The sequence below is a fragment of the Agaribacter marinus genome (genome assembly GCF_030160655.1).
Classification (GTDB): Bacteria; Pseudomonadota; Gammaproteobacteria; order Enterobacterales; family Alteromonadaceae; genus Glaciecola; species Glaciecola marina.
The window spans coordinates 42,600-60,870 of the sequence record NZ_BSOT01000011.1 but is presented as its reverse complement, the minus strand read 5'-3'; the positions used below and the strand labels follow the sequence as shown (position 1 = coordinate 60,870).

The following is an 18,271-nucleotide window of genomic DNA, read 5'->3' as shown; positions in this document are numbered from 1 at the left end:
ATTGGCGAAACACAAGAGCAATTGACACTAAGCGTTGAAATTTAAACCATTACCTACTCGACTGTTCTACCAATATGTCTCGGCTTGCATCGCCACCTGACGAGAACGCTCCATAACCGTCAACAAGGCTGTACTTTTCTCATCTAGCCATTGACTAAACTCAGCAGGGTCATCTATATCCAAATCACTCAATGCATCACGCATAAACGCAATAGCTTTTAACTCGCCAATCCCTTGTTGTAAATCTAGCCACGGTGCTCTAAAAGTACCTCTTGATTCTGTAAATAAGTCACCAAGCAAAAAGCCATTAGTAAGAGACTGTTTTAATAGCACTTCGAGCGCTAGATACTTGCCGTCATCCATGGTGCCAGTATTGGGTAATGATTGCATAACTGTCTGCCACGTTTGCGATAACCAACCATTGGCATGTTTACGAACGGGAATATCGGCGCCCGAGTTTTGCTCTTGCCAAGGCTTCTCAACCAATATTTTTGATGCAAATAGCTGCAGTTCAATCGATTCTTTCGATAACAGTCTTGCCATAGGATCATAGGCACTAAGTAGGCTTTCTTTGCGCCCTTGAAGATAATTCAGGATATCCGAATGTTTTGGAATTCGGCGACTAAATGCCCCCTTTTTTGAACGCAAACGACCAATTGATTGCAAATCATCTTGCCATTTCCACTTTTGCGTCAGTAACAGTAATTGCCTATGCAGCTTAAGTAAATCATCCGACTGTAGCACCGGTAGATACAAGGATACCCCTTGCAATAGTAACGACATGCTCTCCCTTATTTCGGTCAACGCTTTAAGCTCGCCAGTATTGACAAAAATACTTAGATGATATTGCCAGTGGTCTAAAGCGCAGGTGATCGCCTTACACAAACCTTGTTCAGTTGTATCTTCAATATGTAAAGACAAGAATTTAGGTAAGCGTTTTACCGCAGGAAATTGACCTTTGACTAAACGATAGCCTCTGGCGGCTTTTGTTGTATTACTTAAACGAACCGGTAAATGCGTCGTTAAGATCTCCGCCAACTCGAACAAAATAATCGGTTTGCCATCTTTTAACTCTAATTCAATTTCGTTGATGGCAACTGAATCCTTGTCTGTTCTGACTTCTCCCACGTCATATACTAGCTCTACACGCCCATTTGCCAATTGAATATCAAACTCATAGCGTCGGAAATGGGTAGTAAACACTTTTTGAATAGACTGATTGATCTCTTCTACGTGTAAATCATCAGCCCAAATGTCTGAGGGAAACTTTGTAATATCTGGATAAGGCTTTTCTAGGTCAATATTATACTCAGGCCGCTGATGAAGGCCACCGTGAACCTGACCTTGTGTTTTGATTGTTTGTTCGTATCGCCCGTTCTGTGTTCGTACTCTAAAACCAATTTTACGGCGCCTCAGCACAAAATCAGGCGTATCAAAATAGTCGTTGAATACTTCTTTCTCTTTACCGCTAATTTCGCCTTCAATGCTTGGTAATACTTTTTCTTTTAAAAGTGCTAATGCATCACCGTCCACTGCGAGTTTTAATTCGACTTCCATAAATTCCTACTCAATACTCATACAGTTTTATTGTCATTTACGTAAGATAAGCATACCATCTACACAAAATAAAGTTGCCTACCTATTTGTTATGCGTTCCATTTTATCCCTAATCCTGCTCTTTATATCCATTCAAACAAGCGCACAAACTGATGTACAAAGCGCATCACAAAATAGTGACACTCGTTTTATATCAGATGATTTATTCATATACTTACATGCAGGCCCTGGACGGGATTTTCGTTTAAAAGGATCTATTGGTGCAGGGAGTAAAGTTCAACTATTGCAAGTTGATGAAGACAAAGGCTTCGCAGAAATTATTGATGAGCGTGAGCGAAGGGGTTGGGTCGAAAGTAAATTCGTTAGTCGAAACCCTTCGATAAGAGCGCAACTATCGGTGATGCAAACAGCGGTGAATAATAAGCAAGCCGATGTCGAAAAAATGCAAGCTGAAGTAAAAGCGATGAAGCAAAACGTATCTCAATCGAATCGGCAAAAAACGACACTTAATCGTCAAATTACCGAGCAACTAGAACAAATATCGTCCTTAAATCGGCAAATAGAACAACGTGAACGCATGAGTAATATGCAATGGTTTACCCGAGGCTCAGTATTAGCCATTGTCAGCGTTGTGATCGGTTATTTACTTGGTCTATTTGGACGTAAAAGCGGTACAAGTAAAGACAGATTAATGTAGTATATGTTTGTTTCAACAATGATGCGTAGTCAGTCAAAATCATGGCATTCTATGTTGCTAGACTCCGTGATTGTTCGCACTTCACAATAAGCTTGAGGCCTCAATTGCTAAGAATGGAGATCTGGTAGGTGCTCACAATCTTGACCACCTAATCATCATCTTCAATCATCGTCATCAGAGATGTATTCCCACCTGACGCTGTGGTATCGATACTAACGGTTTTTTCAGTAACTAATCGCTCAATCATGTTGTCGTTATATTCAGCGGTAATCATCGGTAAGATAGCGCCCCGACGAGCAGCCAGTTTAACTGCAATGTTGTCTGTTCTTGACGCGCTGCTATCAATCACTACGCCTGATAACGAAGCGTGTTCTAATAGCGCTTCTAACTGATTAAGTTTAGCCACTTGAAAGATGTTCTCAGGCGCGCCTGTAGTCTCTAGTTTCGCCTTAAATGCGCGAGCTTCTTCATAAAAAAGATCGGAGACAACAGATATCACTGTATTTCCGGTTGCAAGTGCAGTTACAACCGACAATACCCAATACTCAAACGTCACCTCTCGGTCTGCAAATGTAACCAGTATACCTCTAGGCTCCAAGTATAGTTTGTTATTTTCACCGGTTGGGCCAGGCAATGAGGCTGGTTTTTTAAGCCGTTTTTCGATGTTTATTAATTGCGCGCGCGCAGTAGCTAAGGTTTGATCCAAATTATCTGCCAGCTCCTCGACAATATCGACTGTCGCAATTTTAGCAAGTAGTTGACGCACCCATGAAATTCGTTTCATTAACGGCGTTAAGCGCCAAGCAACACTCACTTTTGCCGCAGATGACATCAAAATATCAACCTGTCGATAATCCTCTTTGGCACTGACTAAGGCTTTGTCATCTTCGAACTTGTCATCCACCACAGTCGAGCGTGGTGTTGCTTTTTCGACCATTAAGCGTTTCAAGTAATTTGGGCCTCCCGCTTTAGGTCCCGTGCCAGAGAGTCCTCGACCACCAAATGGTTGAACCCCAACAATTGCACCAATCATATTTCGATTAATATACACATTGCCAGCACCGGATAATGCCGCTAGCTCATTCGCTCGCTCTTCAATGCGCGTATGAATTCCCATCGTTAAACCAAAACCGGTATTGTTGATATCATCAATCACCTGATGAAGATCTTTTGCCTTAAATCGCACAATATGTACGCATGGGCCAAACACTTCTGCTTGCAATACATTTATATTGTTTATTTCAAAAAGGTGGGGGGCAAAGTAGTGACCAACTAGTTTGTCTTCCACTTTACAACGATAAAGTAATTTCTGGTTCTGTATCATTTCGTTTGCATGCGCTTCTAGCGTCGAGAGTGCCCGTTGATCAATGACTGGGCCTACATCGGTATGTAGCCATTGCGGATCACCAATAGACAGTGTTTTCATTGCGCCAATCAGCATTTCAATAATAGTATCAGCGTTGTCTTCCTGTAAATATAAAACCCGTAAGGCTGAACAGCGTTGCCCTGCGCTCTGAAAGCCCGAAGCAATCACATCATCCACTACTTGTTCAGGCAGTGCCGTTGAATCTACGATCATGCAATTTTGACCGCCGGTTTCTGCAATCAGTGGTACTTGACCAGTACCTCGTTCTGCAAGCTTTTGCGAGATCAATGTGCCGGTTACCGTTGAGCCAGTGAACATTACCGCTTGAATACCCTCCTCAGAAAGTAAAGCATCGCCGACATCAGTCCCTTTTGCGATAATCAACTGCACAACGCCCACTGGCAAACCAATTGCTTGCATTAGCTCCAATGCTCTAATAGCAATTAAACTTGTTTGCTCAGCGGGTTTAGCAAGCACAGTATTGCCCGTTACAATCGCCGCCGCGACTTGTCCTAAAAATATAGCAAGGGGAAAGTTCCAAGGGCTTATGCACAACACCACGCCACGAGATTCCATATTGTCTCGCTCACAAAGTACTTGCGCTCTCGCAGCGTAATAACGGCAAAAATCTATCGCCTCACGCACTTCATCAATCGCATCTTGCGCCACTTTCCCTGACTCTTTAATACATATCGCTATTAACTCTTCCATGTGGCGCTCTAGAATATCTGCGGTTCGATTCAAAAACGCTGCACGAGTTACTACATCTGTTTTCGACCATGTTGAAAACCTCGTCTCTGCTAGCGCCAACTTTTCTTGCATGACCTGACGAGAATCAAAGGAATGTGTACCGAGTATTTCATCTACATTTGCAGGGTTGATCACCTTCATGTCAACTATTGTTGAATTGTTTTCAGACAATTTACGCTGATGCTTTGCTTGCCATTGGTTCAACTGATATTGCAAATTTATGAGCGAACTAACATCATAAAGGTCTATTCCTCGTGCGTTTATTCTCTCCTCGCCATACAATTCACTTGGCTTCAAAATCTTATCATTCACGCGGTTATTTAAGGTCTGCGTTCTTTCAACTGGGTCTGAAAGTAACTCTTCAACGTCTTTCGAATCGTCAACAATTGCGTTTACAAACGAAGAGTTTGCGCCATTTTCAAGTAAGCGCCTGACCAAATAGGCAAGTAAATCTTCATGCAAGCCCACCGGTGCATATACCCGGCACTGAATTTTGTCTTCCGTAACAATCTGATCGTACAGCGTATCACCCATACCATGTAAGCACTGAAATTCGAAACCTTCTTTATCTTCACCGGCAAGTTCTAAAATAACAGATGCAGTGTATGCATTGTGCGTGGCAAATTGCGGATAGATAGAATCTCTGTAGGCAAGTAATAAGTTTGCACAAGCGTGATAAGACACATCCGTAGAGGACTTTCTGGTAAATACTGGAAAGTCTGAAAAACCACCTTGGTGAGAATGTTTAATTTCGCTGTCCCAATAAGCGCCCTTGACGAGGCGTACCATCATCGGTTTGCTATGTTTAAGCGTTAATTCCCGAATCCAATCAATCACAAAAATGGCACGTTTTTGATAAGCTTGCACAGCAATACCAAAGCCAGTCCAATCGTCAAGTGCACTGTCTGCAAACACTGTTTCTATGATGTCGAGTGACATATCTAAGCGTTCAGACTCTTCAGCATCAACCGTCAGGCCAATGTTGTGCTGCTTAGCGAGTATACAAAGTGACGTTAACTTGGCAGCTATCTCTTTTACGACGGCATCCCCTTTCTTAAAATCATATCGGGGATGGATAGCGGACAGCTTTACCGAAATACCAGGGCTTTTTCTTGGACCGCGACCTTGTGCTGCGTTACCTATAACTTTTATGGCATGTTCGTAAGCGTCATAGTACCGCTGGGCATCGCCAAGCGTTCTAGCACCTTCACCTAACATATCGTATGAGTATACGTAGCCTTTTTTTTCTTTTTCGACTGCTCGCTGACATGCTTCTTCAATCGTTTCGCTCATGACAAATTGTCGGCCCATTACCTTTAAAGCAATATTCATTGCTCTTCGAATAACGGGTTCACCCAAGCGCCCAATTGTTTTTTTCAGTAAACCAAACTCTGACTGTTTCTTAGCATTGCTATAGTTAACTAAGTTGCCAGTGAACATAAGTCCCCATGCGCTGGCGTTAACAAACAATGATTCACTGTTGCCTAGATGCGGCGCCCAATGTCCTTGCGACAATTTATCTCTAATCAGATCGTCTTGCGTTTTCTTATCCGGCACGCGGAGCAACGCTTCAGCTAGACACATCAACACAACGCCTTCTGATGTAGAAAGAGAAAACTCATTTAATAGTGCATCAATACCGCCATGCGCGGCGTTTTCTTGCCTTATACGCAAGACCATATTGCGTGCTCGCTCCCAAGCCCGGCTTCTCGCACTCATACTCACTTCGGCAGAGGGTAAAATATGGTCTATTGCTTTATTTTCATCGATACGATGGAACTCACGTATCTTTTGACGAACAACGGATTGTGCCGAAAGACTGCCTTTGAATAACATGAACACCCTATTTTTTTGGATAACAGATTAACACGTAGATACGCTATTTATAGTGACTGAAGAGCATAGAAGTGTTGCTCATTAAAAATTAAATATTCAAACACCAAGCGTTAACTAATGATTGCAATATATCGCAGCTTGCCAAAAGTATACTAATTGAATGAGTATGCATGAAGCGCAATATCGTCAAGTGATTCAGATTGCAACGCGCATTTTGTCTAAGGCTGAAGCAGTTTACATATTAGGATGAAAATACGATTCAGGGCAAAAACTTAGTCTGTTTTACCTTGAAAGCGTGAGAGTAAGGAAAGAAAACTGCTGCGTCGTTTTAAATCGTACGAACACATGACGCGCAATAGTTTTAAAAGTATACTCGTTGAACTACTCACGATAACCGGCATCAAAGCTAGGTAGCGTAGACTAAAACGTCTCATCTACTTTAGGACGAAAGACTCAAATTATTAGGATATATAGACTATGCAGGACTCAAATTTAGTCACATTTTCTCTCAACAATAGAAACCAACGTATCTCATTAAACAGACAAATGGGAAAAATATCTCTTTTTATCCTAGTACCCACGGTATTGTTTGGGGCTGTCATTTTACTTTATCTATTATTCGCCAATACTATTCTGAAAAATGCAGCAGAAAACGGCCTGGGAGATAGCTTAGGTGCAGAAGTAAATATCGATGACCTAGATCATTCGTTAATGCCATTTGGCATCAGTATCAAGAGAATGCAAGCCACCGATCCTAGTGCACCAATAAGGAACAAGTTCGAAATTGCTTCACTAGCTGCTGACGTCGACTTAATGCCACTATTAGGTGGAAAAGTAATTGTCGAAAATTTGATAGTAGACGATGTCGCTTTTGGTACAACGCGCCAAGCGCCAGGCGAAGTATATAGAAAAGCAGAAAAACCCAGCAACTTTGCTTTCCCGACCTTAGAAGACCTCCCTAGTGTAGATGAAGTATTAGAAAATACGCCGCTAAAAACGACAGCGGCGATAAGTAATGCCAAAACCGTTTATGAAAAATATGAAGTTCCTCTAAAAAGCAGATATGAAGCACTACCTGATGAAGAAAAACTGAACGCATACAAAGCACAAGTGAAAGCCTTACAAGACACCGATGTTAAAGACCCCGCATCGCTAGCAAATGCCCTACAATCGTTGAAATCACTTAAAGAGAATATTAGCGCCGATAAAGACAAAATATCTGAGTTTGTCGCGCTTGCGCAAGAAGCAAAGCATGAAACAGCGGACTCCGTTACCACCTTAAAAAGTGCACCACAAGAAGACTATAACCTGTTGAAAGGACTCGTAGGTGGGGATCAAGCGGCGATTGATCAGGTAAGTCAACATCTCTTTGGTGATAAGGCTGAGTTATATGTCAAAGCGCTACTGGCAATGACTGAATTAGCTGCAGGCGACGACAGTCAAGCAGTTGAAAAGGAAGAAGCCATTGATGATTCGGGCCTACCGAGTTTGTGGATAAAAAACGCAAAAATTAGCGTGAACTGGCTTGATGAAAGTATTGCGTCCGAATGGAAAAACATTACTTCCCAGCACTCACTCATTCAATCGCCTACAACATTTGTAGTTAAATCAGCAAAAGCCAATAACTGGAAAACGATTGATATAAACGGTACATTCGAAATGACCAATAGCGCGTTAACATCCACTCAATCGTGGAATATTGCTGGCTTAACGATGAAAGACATCGCGCTAATTCCTGATAACGCAGCCCAGAAATTAACCGCTAGTATAAATAGTGGATTGTTAAATAGTTCAGGGAAATTGAGTATCAACAACAATCAACTCATGGGTCAATCAGAGTTTTTGCTATCAAAACTAGCGATGCAAGCAAGTGGAACCAATGATTTAACAACAGCAATTGCAGACATTGTAAAACAACAAGATGCCATAAATTTAATCAGCGATATAACTGGCAGCGTGTTTAATCCGAGTGTTTCCCTAAGTTCCGATTTAGATAAACAATTGTTGAGCGCTTTGGGGGATAATATTAAGAACAACCCCAAACTTAATGAGCTAAAACAAAAGCTTAATGCTAAGGCAAATGCCCAATTGGGCACTTCAGGAGATCAACTTGAGAATATTAATGCCTTACTTGCTGCCGCAGAGGGTGACAGTAATGCGCTCTCAGAACTGTTAAATGCTCAATTAGCCGACCCAAAACAAAAAGCTATCGATAAGCTAAAAGATAAATTATTTAATTAGACGCTTATTTATCGATACAAATTGCAATGACAACAGTATTTTGCGCCAAGCTAAAAAGCAACGTAGAATAAAGTTGTCTTTTCATATATTAAACCAAAGGTATTGCCGACCATGAAACACAAATGGATCGCGTTAGTATTAGTTGTGCTGCTCGCTATGTTGCAGTACCGCCTTTGGTTTGGCAAAAATAGTATAGCTGAATACAAAAACATGCAATCACAGATCAGTCTTATGGAAGCGCAAAACTCTCGATTAAAACAACGAAACCAGCTACTTAGAGCAGACATAGAAGACCTAAAATCTGGATTAGAATCTATGGAAGAAAGGGCTCGCAACGAGTTAGGACTAATCAAACAAGGTGAAACTTTTTACCGTATTTTACCTAAAGAGCAGTAATGTTGACCTTCAATAGCCGTTATACCGCAATAATCCCTGCGGCAGGGATTGGTCGTCGTATGCAATCTGACATACCCAAACAGTATCTCACTATTGCTGGCAAAACCCTGTTAGAACATTGTGTTAATGTATTTTTGTGCCACCCACTTATCGACCATGTGGTCGTCGTCGTTCACCCCAATGACGCTGAAGCGGCAAGACTCCTCTCAAAAGATGTACATGTAATTACTGGTGGCGCACAACGAGCAGACTCAGTACTTGCGGGTGTTCAATATGCTCAAGAAACACTAAGGTCAGAGTGGGTGCTTGTCCACGATGCTGCTAGACCGGGCATTAATATGGCATTAATTGATAACTTAATTGCAACAGTGAAAGGCACTGAAGGCGGTATTCTCGCCCTACCCGCCGTAGATACAGTAAAAGGCGCATCACGGAAAACGCAATGCGCGACAGATGATAGCGATGCAGTCCCGACAACGATAGATAAGACACTAAATAGAGAGACCATTTGGTTGGCTCAAACGCCGCAGATGTTCAAAACTGCGGCGCTGCAACAAGCCTTAGAATATGCGCTGAGCAAAAAATTACAAATAACCGATGAAGCATCTGCCATGGAGCTAATGGGCGTAGAAGTATGCTTAGTAGAAGGCACAGCGGAAAATTTTAAAGTCACTAAGCCTGCAGATTTAGCCTTGGCAGGATTCTACATATCTCAAAAAAATAATTTAAAAGGAGCTAACGCTTGCGAATAGGTCATGGCTACGATGTGCACAAATTTGGTGGCGATGGCCCGATAGTGCTTTGCGGCGAAGTTATTCAATATGAACAGGGGCTGATTGCGCACTCTGATGGCGACGTTGCTTTGCATGCGCTCGCCGATGCGATACTTGGTGCGCTCGCACTTGGTGATATTGGCAAACACTTCCCTGATACCGATCAAGACTTTGCCGGCGCAGATTCGATGAAATTGTTAACACAAGTATATCGCTTAGCAAAAGATGAAGGTTACATACTCGGAAATGCCGACATCACTATTGCTGCACAGGCACCAAGACTCGCGCCGCACGTTATTTGTATGCGTGAAAATATCGCAAAGAACCTTAACGTAAGATTAAATCAAATCAGCGTCAAAGCTACCACGACTGAAAAACTGGGTTTTGTTGGACGTAAGGAAGGCATAGCGGTAGACGCTGTCGTATTGCTAAAAGAAGCGACATAATGACGGAAAACTCTCTTAGTCTGACAACAGATAACTGGCAATACCTTCATGGGAAACCTAGATTGTCAGGTTCACTCAAAAACAAAACCGAAGACTTTTGTGTTGAAGAAGTGTTGGGGTTTGACTTAAGCAATAGTGGCGAACATAGCTTTCTTTGGATTAAAAAAACGGATACTAATACTGCGTTTGTTGGTGAGCTACTTGCTAAGTTCGCTAAAGTTCCACTCAGAAATATTGGATATGCTGGTAGAAAAGACAAATATGCCGTTACCTATCAATGGTTCAGTATTTATCACGCCAACAAGCCGATACCTAACTGGCATGAGTTTTCAGCACAAAATGTCGAAATAATTAAGGTAAGCAAGCACGATAAAAAACTAAAAACCGGTGCTCTAAAGAGCAACAAATTCAAGATAACAATCAATCTCAGCACCAGCATTGATACAGACTGGTTAACGTCGAGAATAGAGAACATTAAGCGCTTGGGAGTACCCAATTATTTTGGGCAACAACGTTTTGGTGAAATGCGGACGTCTGATGGCAGATTGGTGTTAAATGGCAACCTGTTATTAGGTGAAAAATTTATTCAAGGCGAAATAATAAAAAACCGAAATAAACGTAGCATGATGATCTCTGCCCTACGCAGTTGGCTATTTAACCAAGTAGTAAGCAAACGCATTGAAAATGAGAAAATCCACATAACCCTTTGTGGGGATGTGATGCAACTTACTGGCAGTAAAAGTTATTTTGTCTGTCATCGTGAAGACATGCCTACCATGATAGACAGGCTTAACAAGCGAGATATCCAAATTACCGCGCCAATGTGGGGAAGCGGCAAACAACTGAGTACAGAAGATGCACATGCGTTTGAAAACAGCGTCATTGAAGATTACCAAATGTTATGTGACAAACTAAGTGACATTGGTTTAAAACAAGAACGACGAGCGCTGCTATTGTACCCTGAAGCATTCGAATATGACGTTAAGGATGATATATTAACTCTGCGTTTCGAATTACCCGCGGGTGCATTCGCTACAAGTGTTATACGCGAAATAGTGAATACCTAATAACAAGCTCAATACTGACAAACGCTTTAATAATTGGCTTAATAAAGGAAGAATAAATAATGAGAATTTTATTAAGTAATGATGATGGCGCCGCTGCACCAGGCATTGACTGCATGTATCGGCACCTATCTAAACATTTTGATGTTACTGTCATTGCGCCCGACAGAAATTGTAGCGGCATGAGCAATGCACTTTCGTTGCACCATCCCTTAAGGATAAATAAAACTGAAAAAGGCTTTTATGCGGTAAATGGTACGCCCTCAGATTGCGTTCAATTAGGCGTAAATAGTGGCTTTTTCGAGGAACCAGATATAGTTGTATCCGGCATCAATGATGGACCAAACTTGGGCGATGACACGATATATTCTGGCACCGTCGCCGCGGCGCTTGAAGGTCGCCATTTGGGTTTGCCAGCTTTAGCTGTCTCTTTGTGTGCCAAACAAGATGAGCACTTTGACACAGCAGCGCTATTAACGGTAAATATAATAAAAAAACTAGAAAACCACCCACTGGATACAAAACAAATCTTAAATATAAACGTGCCCAACTTACCTATCGGCGAAGTAAAAGGTATTTTAGCGACTCGATGCGGAAAACGTCATAGAGCTGAAACGATGGTAGAAGATACTGATCCTTTCGGGAATCAAATTTTTTGGTACGGAAAACTCGGGGACGAATTAGACGCAGGTAAGGGCACAGACTTTCATGCCATTGCTAGCGGGTATTGTTCAGTGAGTCCATTATCAACGGACATGACGGTGCATCAACAGATCGCATCAATGAATACATGGTTACAAGAATAACGAAATGAATTTACACGCTACTCGCAAAGGTACACAACTTGCTTCGTTGCTCATAAGTGAGGGAATAAAGCACACTGAGGTTATTAAGGTCATCTCGCAAACACCTAGAGACCTATTCGTCCCTGAAGGGCTGAAACACAAAGCATACGAAAATAACGCGCTTCCCATCGGTCAAGGACAGACTATCTCTCAACCTTTTACTGTTGCCCATATGACTGAGCAATTGTTAAATACACCCTTTCCAGTAAAAAAAGTACTCGAAATAGGCACAGGCTCAGGATATCAAACCGCTATTCTCGCTCAACTTTTCCCAGAAGTATATAGCGTGGAACGAATCAAATCCCTGCAATTCCATGCCAAACGACGAATGAACAAGTTAGATCTTCACAACGTTAAAATGAAGCACGGTGATGGTTGGCTCGGTTGGCCAAGCAAAGGTCCTTTTGATGCAATTATTGTCACCGCTGCTGCAGAATCTGTACCCGACGCTCTCATTGAGCAATTAAGTGAAAAAGGACGATTGGTTGTGCCTGTAGGTAAAAATCAACAAAAACTGATATTAATTAACAAGGAACGACAAGCTGTGAAACGAGATGAAATTGGCGATGTTCGCTTTGTACCATTGGTCGCGGGAGCACTCGCTTGAAGATTTTCACCACACTTTATGAATCATGCCTTAAATGGGCTCGACACAAACATGCCGAAAAATACCTCGCAGGGCTGAGTTGTGCAGAGAGTACCTTCTTCCCTATTCCGCCAGACGTAATGCTTGCGCCTATGGTGTTAAGTCAAACAGATAAAGCGTGGCGCTTTGCAGCGATAACCACCGTCGCATCAGTCGTTGGTGGCGTACTAGGATACTTTTTAGGATATTTTGCCTTTGAATCATGGCTCGGTCCAATAATCGAACAATGGGGCTATGGAGAAAAGTTGGCGCTAGCGGAACGTTGGTTTGCTGACTATGGTGTCTGGGTGGTTTTCCTCGCCGGTTTTTCACCAATACCGTATAAAGTATTTACAATTAGCGCTGGCGCGTTGATGATGTCATTCTTTCCATTTTTAATCGCCTCAGCAATTGGACGCGGTATGCGCTTTTACTTAGTTGCTGCATTAATGAAATGGGGCGGTCCACCAATGGAAGCTAAGCTAAAAGATTATATTGAAATTATTGGTTGGGCGGTTGTAGTGTTAGCGATAGTGGCCTATTTCATTTTGAGATAAATGAAAAACTTAACTATCCCACTTTGGGTCTATATATATACGACATTCTTTAGCATATTCGTTATTGGCGGGTGCAGCGCTCGCCATGAACCTGCACCAGTTTCAACCCTTTCTACTCGACTCGCGTCTACCAGCAACTTAACTGAAATCTTGGGCGACACATATACAGTGAAACCGGGTGACACCCTCTTTTCTATAGCATTCTACAGCGGTAACTCTTATCGTGATCTTGCACTTTGGAATGACATACAAGCGCCGTTTCGTATTTACCCGAAACAAACGCTTAAACTACGGAATTTAAATCGCCGCTCGACGACAGCTAATAAAACAAAAAGTCACCCGGCGAAGCCTAGTTCAACACCGAAAATCGTAACGGCTGATAAACCTAAACAAGTAATAGTTGACGACCAAAGCACTCAGGCGTATCGTGGTGAACAATCAAAACATCGAAAAATACAAATTAGCAGATCCAAAGCTTCGACAAAATCTTACAAAGAACGTCAATGGATTTGGCCTGCTAAGGGTATAAATAAAGTAGCTACTGTAGGTATCGACGGAAACAATCGCGGTATCGACATACTAGGAGTAGCCGGCACTGACATTCTTGCCGCTGCAAACGGTAAAGTTGTTTACGCTGGTAATGCGTTAAAAGGATACGGTAATCTCATCATTGTTAAACATGATGAAAATTACCTAAGCGCTTATGCGCATAACGAACGAATACTTGTAACTGAACAAAGCTATGTCACGCAAGGGCAAAAAATTGCAACAATGGGTAACTCAGGCGCGAGTGAAACAATGTTGCATTTTGAGATTAGGAAAAAAGGTCGTTCTATCGACCCTTTGGAATATTTGCCTTAACTATCTGATTCGACGTTTTGAGCTTTGTGTGAGGAATTATTATGAACCCGCAAGGCTCTATGAGTAAGTTAGATGATCAAAGTTTCACCCCACAAGGGCTTGATACAGCCGTTCTTGAAGACAAAGAACTTGATGCGACAATTGTGGCTGATATTTCTGAAGAGCTCGAAAACACCAACGAACAAGTTGCATTTAAACAGCTTGATGCCACCCAAATATACTTAAATGAAATAGGCTTTTCGCCTCTTTTAACTGCTGAACAAGAAGTCACTTTCGCGCGAGCAGCCTTAAAAGGCGACAGCGCGGCGCGTGAAAGAATGATAGTCAGCAACCTTAGATTAGTCGTCAAAATTGCTAGGCGATACAATAATAGAGGGTTGGCGCTATTAGATCTTGTTGAAGAAGGGAACTTGGGCCTTATAAGAGCAGTAGAGAAATTTGATCCAGAGAGAGGATTCAGGTTCTCAACCTACGCAACGTGGTGGATACGTCAAACCATTGAGCGAGCGCTAATGAACCAAACGCGCACTATCCGTTTACCGATTCACATTGTAAAAGAGCTAAATTTATACTTACGTACTGCCAGAAAATTATCCCAGTCGCTAGATCACGAACCTACCGCTGAAGATATTGCTGAAGCTACAGGTGAACCTGTGGTAAGCGTTAGGCGGATGCTCAAATTGAATGAACGTATTAGCTCCGTTGATATTCCCGTAGGTGGTGATGGAGACAAAGCGCTCTTAGACCTTATAGCAGATACCAATGAACATGGTCCTGAAACCACACTTCAAACGTCTAATATGCACAATAACATTGTAGACTGGATGGCGTTGCTTAGCCCTAAACATCGTGAGGTGCTGGCTAGACGTTATGGCTTGATGGGGTATGAACCTTCTACGCTTGAAGAAGTCGGTGTTGAAATTGGCCTTACGAGAGAAAGAGTTAGGCAGATTCAAGTCGAGGCACTGCGTAAATTGAAAGATTTACTAAAGCAACAAGGTCTAAGCTTAGACACAGTATTTGGGGCAGAATAAACTAGTAAATGATGGTTGTTTTTAGACTGCTTGCTTCAGGCTTAATCGCTTTTTTATCATACGCTATGTGGGCGTGGTACGCTAACAGCCTAGTGACAAATGATAGCGAAGTATTGCTAAAAGCTGCGTTGGTACAAGGCACCTATAGCAGTGCTATCACACTTGGATTTACTGCTTTTTTAGAGTATTTTTTTAAAAAGTTTGGGGCAAACCATTATTGCTTACCGCTGATCCTGCCAAGGTGGTCACAACATGATCACGGCAATCCCTGTGCGACAAAGCTTGTAATAGAACACGCGTTAAAAACATCTCAACAAAAATGCCAGGGAACTTGTCTACCTGGGGCCTTGCTGTCGCCATTGCCAGCCTTGGCTATCCAATCGATATTAGTGATCGCAATAAATATTATGTTTATGACCCCTAACTTGTGGCTCACGATTTTGCCTTCAATAATATTCAGTGGTATTTATGGCTATGCTTATAGCTTTGGGCTGTCACGCAAACTCGAACGCGCTAATGTTACGAAGGTATAATCGTGCGGATTTTTATCATCTGCGCTATGTTTTTCTGTTTCAACAATCTGCCAACTACCTACACTTTCATAATCTGGAAAAACAGTATCGCCGTCAGTAGATAAGTCAATAAAGGTCAAATATAAATGCGTCGCCTTGGGCAATAAAGCCTCATATATCGCGCCGCCACCAATTACCATTACCTCACTTGATAATGTAGAGGCAAGTGACATCGCCTCTTCAACACTTTCAACTACTCTGGCATCATCAAGTTTATACTCAACATTTCTAGAAATAACGATATTGGTACGCCCAGGTAGGGCTTTACCAATGGATTCGTAGGTTTTTCGTCCCATCAACACTGGCTTACCCAAGGTAACTGATTTGAAATGCTTTAAATCTGCAGGTAAATGCCATGGCATTTGATTGTCTTTACCAATGATTCGATTCTTGGCCATTGCCGCAATGATCGAAACTTTCATGTCAGTAACCTCTTTGCTTTTTTAACTTACTGATTAAGCTATGCTGGTAGTTATTTGTTTGTCTTTTGGCAATTGCATATCTAGGTGCGGGATACCATCTTCAAGGTAATCTTCACTAATAGCTTCAAAGCCTAAAGATGTGTAAAAACCTTTTAGATAGCACTGTGCGCCTATCTTTATGTCTTCATTCGGCCAAATTTTTTGGCATTGATAAATAGAAAATACAAGTAGCTCACGGCCTAATTTTCTTCCTCGAGCCTTTGCAGATACAACAACTCTGCCAATACTAGGTTTGGCGTACGTGAGTCCTTTGGGCAACAATCGAGAGTACGCTAGCAACTCATCCCCCTCACAAAACAAGACATGTTTTGCAGAGAGATCATGATTATCTATATCTTGGTATGCGCAATTTTGCTCAACAACAAACACTTCACTACGCAATTTCAATATTCCATAAAGTTGATGCGTCGTTAGCTGAGCAAAACTTAGTACAACTTTATTCATTCGTTAGTGTACACCACATTTGGGTGGTCGTCCCAATCATCGTCATCGTCGTCTTCATCATTTAGACCATCGGGCTCTGGGCCTTGGGACGCGTTCTTGTGCGAATTATCCCACGTAAACCCTACGTCATCATCGTCAATGTCTGCTGCATCCTCAGGCGGTAGATTGTCAATAAATTCCATTAAATCCTGACATATCTCTCGACTCCCAATTTTATGGAAGGCAGACATTTGATAGTAGTCCCCTTCCCACCCGAGTTTTTCAGCAATATCTGAACACAAATCATCGGCCTCTTCCTCCAATAATAAATCCACTTTATTGAAGACTAACCAACGAGGTTTAGACGCCAATTTAGGGCTATATTGGTCTAGCTCATTCATGATAGTTAGCGCGTTTTCAACCGGATCACTGCCATCTACAGGCATGACGTCTACTAAATGTAATAACACTCGACATCGCTCAAGGTGCTTTAAAAATTGAATACCTAAGCCAGCCCCGTCTGATGCACCTTCAATTAAACCTGGGATATCAGCAATAACAAAACTTGCCTGTGAATCTAAACGGACAACGCCAAGGTTAGGTACCAAAGTAGTGAACGGGTAATCGGCAACTTTAGGCTTTGCAGCAGAAACAGAGCGAATAAATGTAGATTTCCCGGCATTGGGCAACCCAAGTAAACCAACATCAGCTAATAACATTAGTTCGAGTTGCAGCATTCTAATTTCGCCGGGTGTTCCGTCTGACTTCTGACGAGGTGCACGGTTTGTGGAGCTTTTAAATCGAGCATTGCCTAAGCCGTGAAATCCGCCTTGTGCTACTTTCACTTTTTGACCATGCGTAGTTAAATCACCCAATACTTCAAGAGTATCTTTATCTGTAGCGCGTGTGCCAACAGGTACTTTCAAGACTAAATCTTCACCTTTATGACCTGTGCAGTTAGTGCGTTGTCCATTTTGGCCACGTTCTGCTCGGTGAAAGCGCTCAAAGCGGTAATCAATCAGTGTATTTAGGTTTTCGTCCGCTTCTAAGAAAACACTGCCACCATCGCCACCATCGCCACCATCAGGACCACCTTTTGGAATGTATTTTTCACGCCGAAAGCTGATAATACCGTTTCCACCGTCTCCGGCTTCTACTCTAATTTCAGCTTCATCTACAAATTTCATAATGACTTATCTCTTTTTGCTTACTTACAGACTACTAAAAAGCATGCGAAATCGCAAAGTTGCTTCGCTCACCCGTATATGTAGTAATTGGATCGTTTGGCGATCGAACTTTAGGTATTTGTTTGCTTCAAAAGGCATGGGCGCCTTTTGTTGAGCCCTCATGGATGACGCACAGCGACTTACGAATACCTAAAGTTCGACCGCCAAATGATTACTCGCGTTTCATAGCTATCAACATTTCATCAGGCAAATAAAAAGCCGCTGATTAAAGCGGCTTTTACAATATTTAACGCGTTAAAGATTATTCAGCAACGATACTTACGTATTTGCGGTTTTTAGGACCTTTAACTTCAAATTGTACTTTGCCGTCAGACAATGCAAACAAGGTATGATCTTTACCGATACCTACATTATCACCTGCGTGGAATTTAGTACCACGTTGACGTACAAGGATGTTACCTGCCAGTACTTCTTGGCCGCCATAGCGCTTAACACCTAGGCGTTTGCTTATAGAATCGCGACCATTTTTAGTACTACCACCAGCCTTTTTATGTGCCAT

17 protein-coding genes are annotated in these 18,271 nt (G+C 42.1%); 11 read left to right on the top strand and 6 right to left on the bottom strand.

Annotated features, from left to right (window positions below):
* Window positions 1-66 precede the first annotated feature (66 nt).
* Window positions 67-1,557, bottom strand: coding sequence for a CYTH domain-containing protein (locus QQK00_RS17495; RefSeq protein WP_284218974.1), 1,491 nt, complete (start codon window positions 1,555-1,557; stop codon window positions 67-69).
* Window positions 1,558-1,648: 91 nt separating this feature from the next.
* On the opposite strand from QQK00_RS17495, the gene QQK00_RS17490 reads away from it, so the two are divergent.
* Entirely contained in the window at window positions 1,649-2,254 is a 606-nt protein-coding gene (locus QQK00_RS17490; protein ID WP_284218973.1) for a TIGR04211 family SH3 domain-containing protein, read from the top strand.
* A gap of 148 nt (window positions 2,255-2,402) precedes the next feature.
* Here QQK00_RS17490 and putA read toward each other — a convergent pair whose 3' ends face one another.
* Window positions 2,403-6,206, bottom strand: coding sequence for a bifunctional proline dehydrogenase/L-glutamate gamma-semialdehyde dehydrogenase PutA (gene putA, locus QQK00_RS17485; RefSeq protein ID WP_284218972.1), 3,804 nt, complete (start codon window positions 6,204-6,206; stop codon window positions 2,403-2,405).
* Between the two features lie 477 nt (window positions 6,207-6,683).
* Here putA and QQK00_RS17480 point away from each other — a divergent pair, with 477 nt between their 5' ends.
* The 10 genes from QQK00_RS17480 (at window position 6,684) to rpoS (ending at window position 15,048) form a co-directional block, all read left to right on the top strand.
* Window positions 6,684-8,447: a TIGR03545 family protein gene (locus QQK00_RS17480; protein WP_284218971.1), complete on the top strand. Its 1,764-nt coding sequence runs from the start codon at window positions 6,684-6,686 to the stop codon at window positions 8,445-8,447.
* Window positions 8,448-8,558: 111 nt separating this feature from the next.
* Window positions 8,559-8,843, top strand: a complete 285-nt coding sequence (gene ftsB / locus QQK00_RS17475; protein ID WP_284218970.1) for a cell division protein FtsB — start codon at window positions 8,559-8,561, stop codon at window positions 8,841-8,843.
* On the top strand, window positions 8,843-9,595 hold the full coding sequence (ispD, locus tag QQK00_RS17470) for a 2-C-methyl-D-erythritol 4-phosphate cytidylyltransferase (RefSeq protein ID WP_284218969.1): 753 nt from the start codon (window positions 8,843-8,845) through the stop codon (window positions 9,593-9,595). The genes ftsB and ispD overlap by 1 nt, the downstream gene beginning before the upstream one ends.
* On the top strand, window positions 9,586-10,062 hold the full coding sequence (gene ispF / locus QQK00_RS17465) for a 2-C-methyl-D-erythritol 2,4-cyclodiphosphate synthase (protein ID WP_284218968.1): 477 nt from the start codon (window positions 9,586-9,588) through the stop codon (window positions 10,060-10,062). The genes ispD and ispF overlap by 10 nt, the downstream gene beginning before the upstream one ends.
* Window positions 10,062-11,129, top strand: a complete 1,068-nt coding sequence (gene truD / locus QQK00_RS17460; protein WP_284218967.1) for a tRNA pseudouridine(13) synthase TruD — start codon at window positions 10,062-10,064, stop codon at window positions 11,127-11,129. The genes ispF and truD overlap by 1 nt, the downstream gene beginning before the upstream one ends.
* 59 nt (window positions 11,130-11,188) lie before the next feature.
* Window positions 11,189-11,932 carry a 5'/3'-nucleotidase SurE gene (gene surE / locus QQK00_RS17455; protein WP_284218966.1) on the top strand — a complete coding sequence of 248 codons (744 nt, stop codon included), beginning with the start codon at window positions 11,189-11,191 and terminating at the stop codon, window positions 11,930-11,932.
* Between the two features lie 4 nt (window positions 11,933-11,936).
* Window positions 11,937-12,578: a protein-L-isoaspartate(D-aspartate) O-methyltransferase gene (locus QQK00_RS17450; protein ID WP_284218965.1), complete on the top strand. Its 642-nt coding sequence runs from the start codon at window positions 11,937-11,939 to the stop codon at window positions 12,576-12,578.
* Window positions 12,575-13,153: a YqaA family protein gene (locus QQK00_RS17445; RefSeq protein WP_284218964.1), complete on the top strand. Its 579-nt coding sequence runs from the start codon at window positions 12,575-12,577 to the stop codon at window positions 13,151-13,153. Before QQK00_RS17450 ends, QQK00_RS17445 begins: the two co-directional genes overlap by 4 nt.
* Window positions 13,154-14,014 carry a peptidoglycan DD-metalloendopeptidase family protein gene (locus QQK00_RS17440; protein ID WP_284218963.1) on the top strand — a complete coding sequence of 287 codons (861 nt, stop codon included), beginning with the start codon at window positions 13,154-13,156 and terminating at the stop codon, window positions 14,012-14,014.
* A 41-nt stretch (window positions 14,015-14,055) separates the two neighbouring features.
* A complete protein-coding gene (rpoS, locus tag QQK00_RS17435) occupies window positions 14,056-15,048 on the top strand; it encodes an RNA polymerase sigma factor RpoS (RefSeq protein ID WP_284218962.1) in 993 nt (330 codons plus the stop codon).
* Window positions 15,049-15,526: 478 nt separating this feature from the next.
* Here rpoS and folA read toward each other — a convergent pair whose 3' ends face one another.
* From folA to rpmA, 4 genes are all read right to left on the bottom strand, one after another.
* Window positions 15,527-16,042 (bottom strand): type 3 dihydrofolate reductase, encoded by a 516-nt coding sequence (gene folA, locus QQK00_RS17430; RefSeq protein ID WP_284218961.1) that lies wholly within the window; start codon window positions 16,040-16,042, stop codon window positions 15,527-15,529.
* Between the two features lie 33 nt (window positions 16,043-16,075).
* On the bottom strand, window positions 16,076-16,546 hold the full coding sequence (locus QQK00_RS17425) for a GNAT family N-acetyltransferase (protein ID WP_284218960.1): 471 nt from the start codon (window positions 16,544-16,546) through the stop codon (window positions 16,076-16,078).
* Window positions 16,543-17,712 carry an Obg family GTPase CgtA gene (gene cgtA / locus QQK00_RS17420; protein ID WP_284218959.1) on the bottom strand — a complete coding sequence of 390 codons (1,170 nt, stop codon included), beginning with the start codon at window positions 17,710-17,712 and terminating at the stop codon, window positions 16,543-16,545. Before cgtA ends, QQK00_RS17425 begins: the two co-directional genes overlap by 4 nt.
* Window positions 17,713-18,013: 301 nt before the next feature.
* Window positions 18,014-18,271 (bottom strand): 50S ribosomal protein L27, encoded by a 258-nt coding sequence (rpmA, locus tag QQK00_RS17415; protein ID WP_284218958.1) that lies wholly within the window; start codon window positions 18,269-18,271, stop codon window positions 18,014-18,016.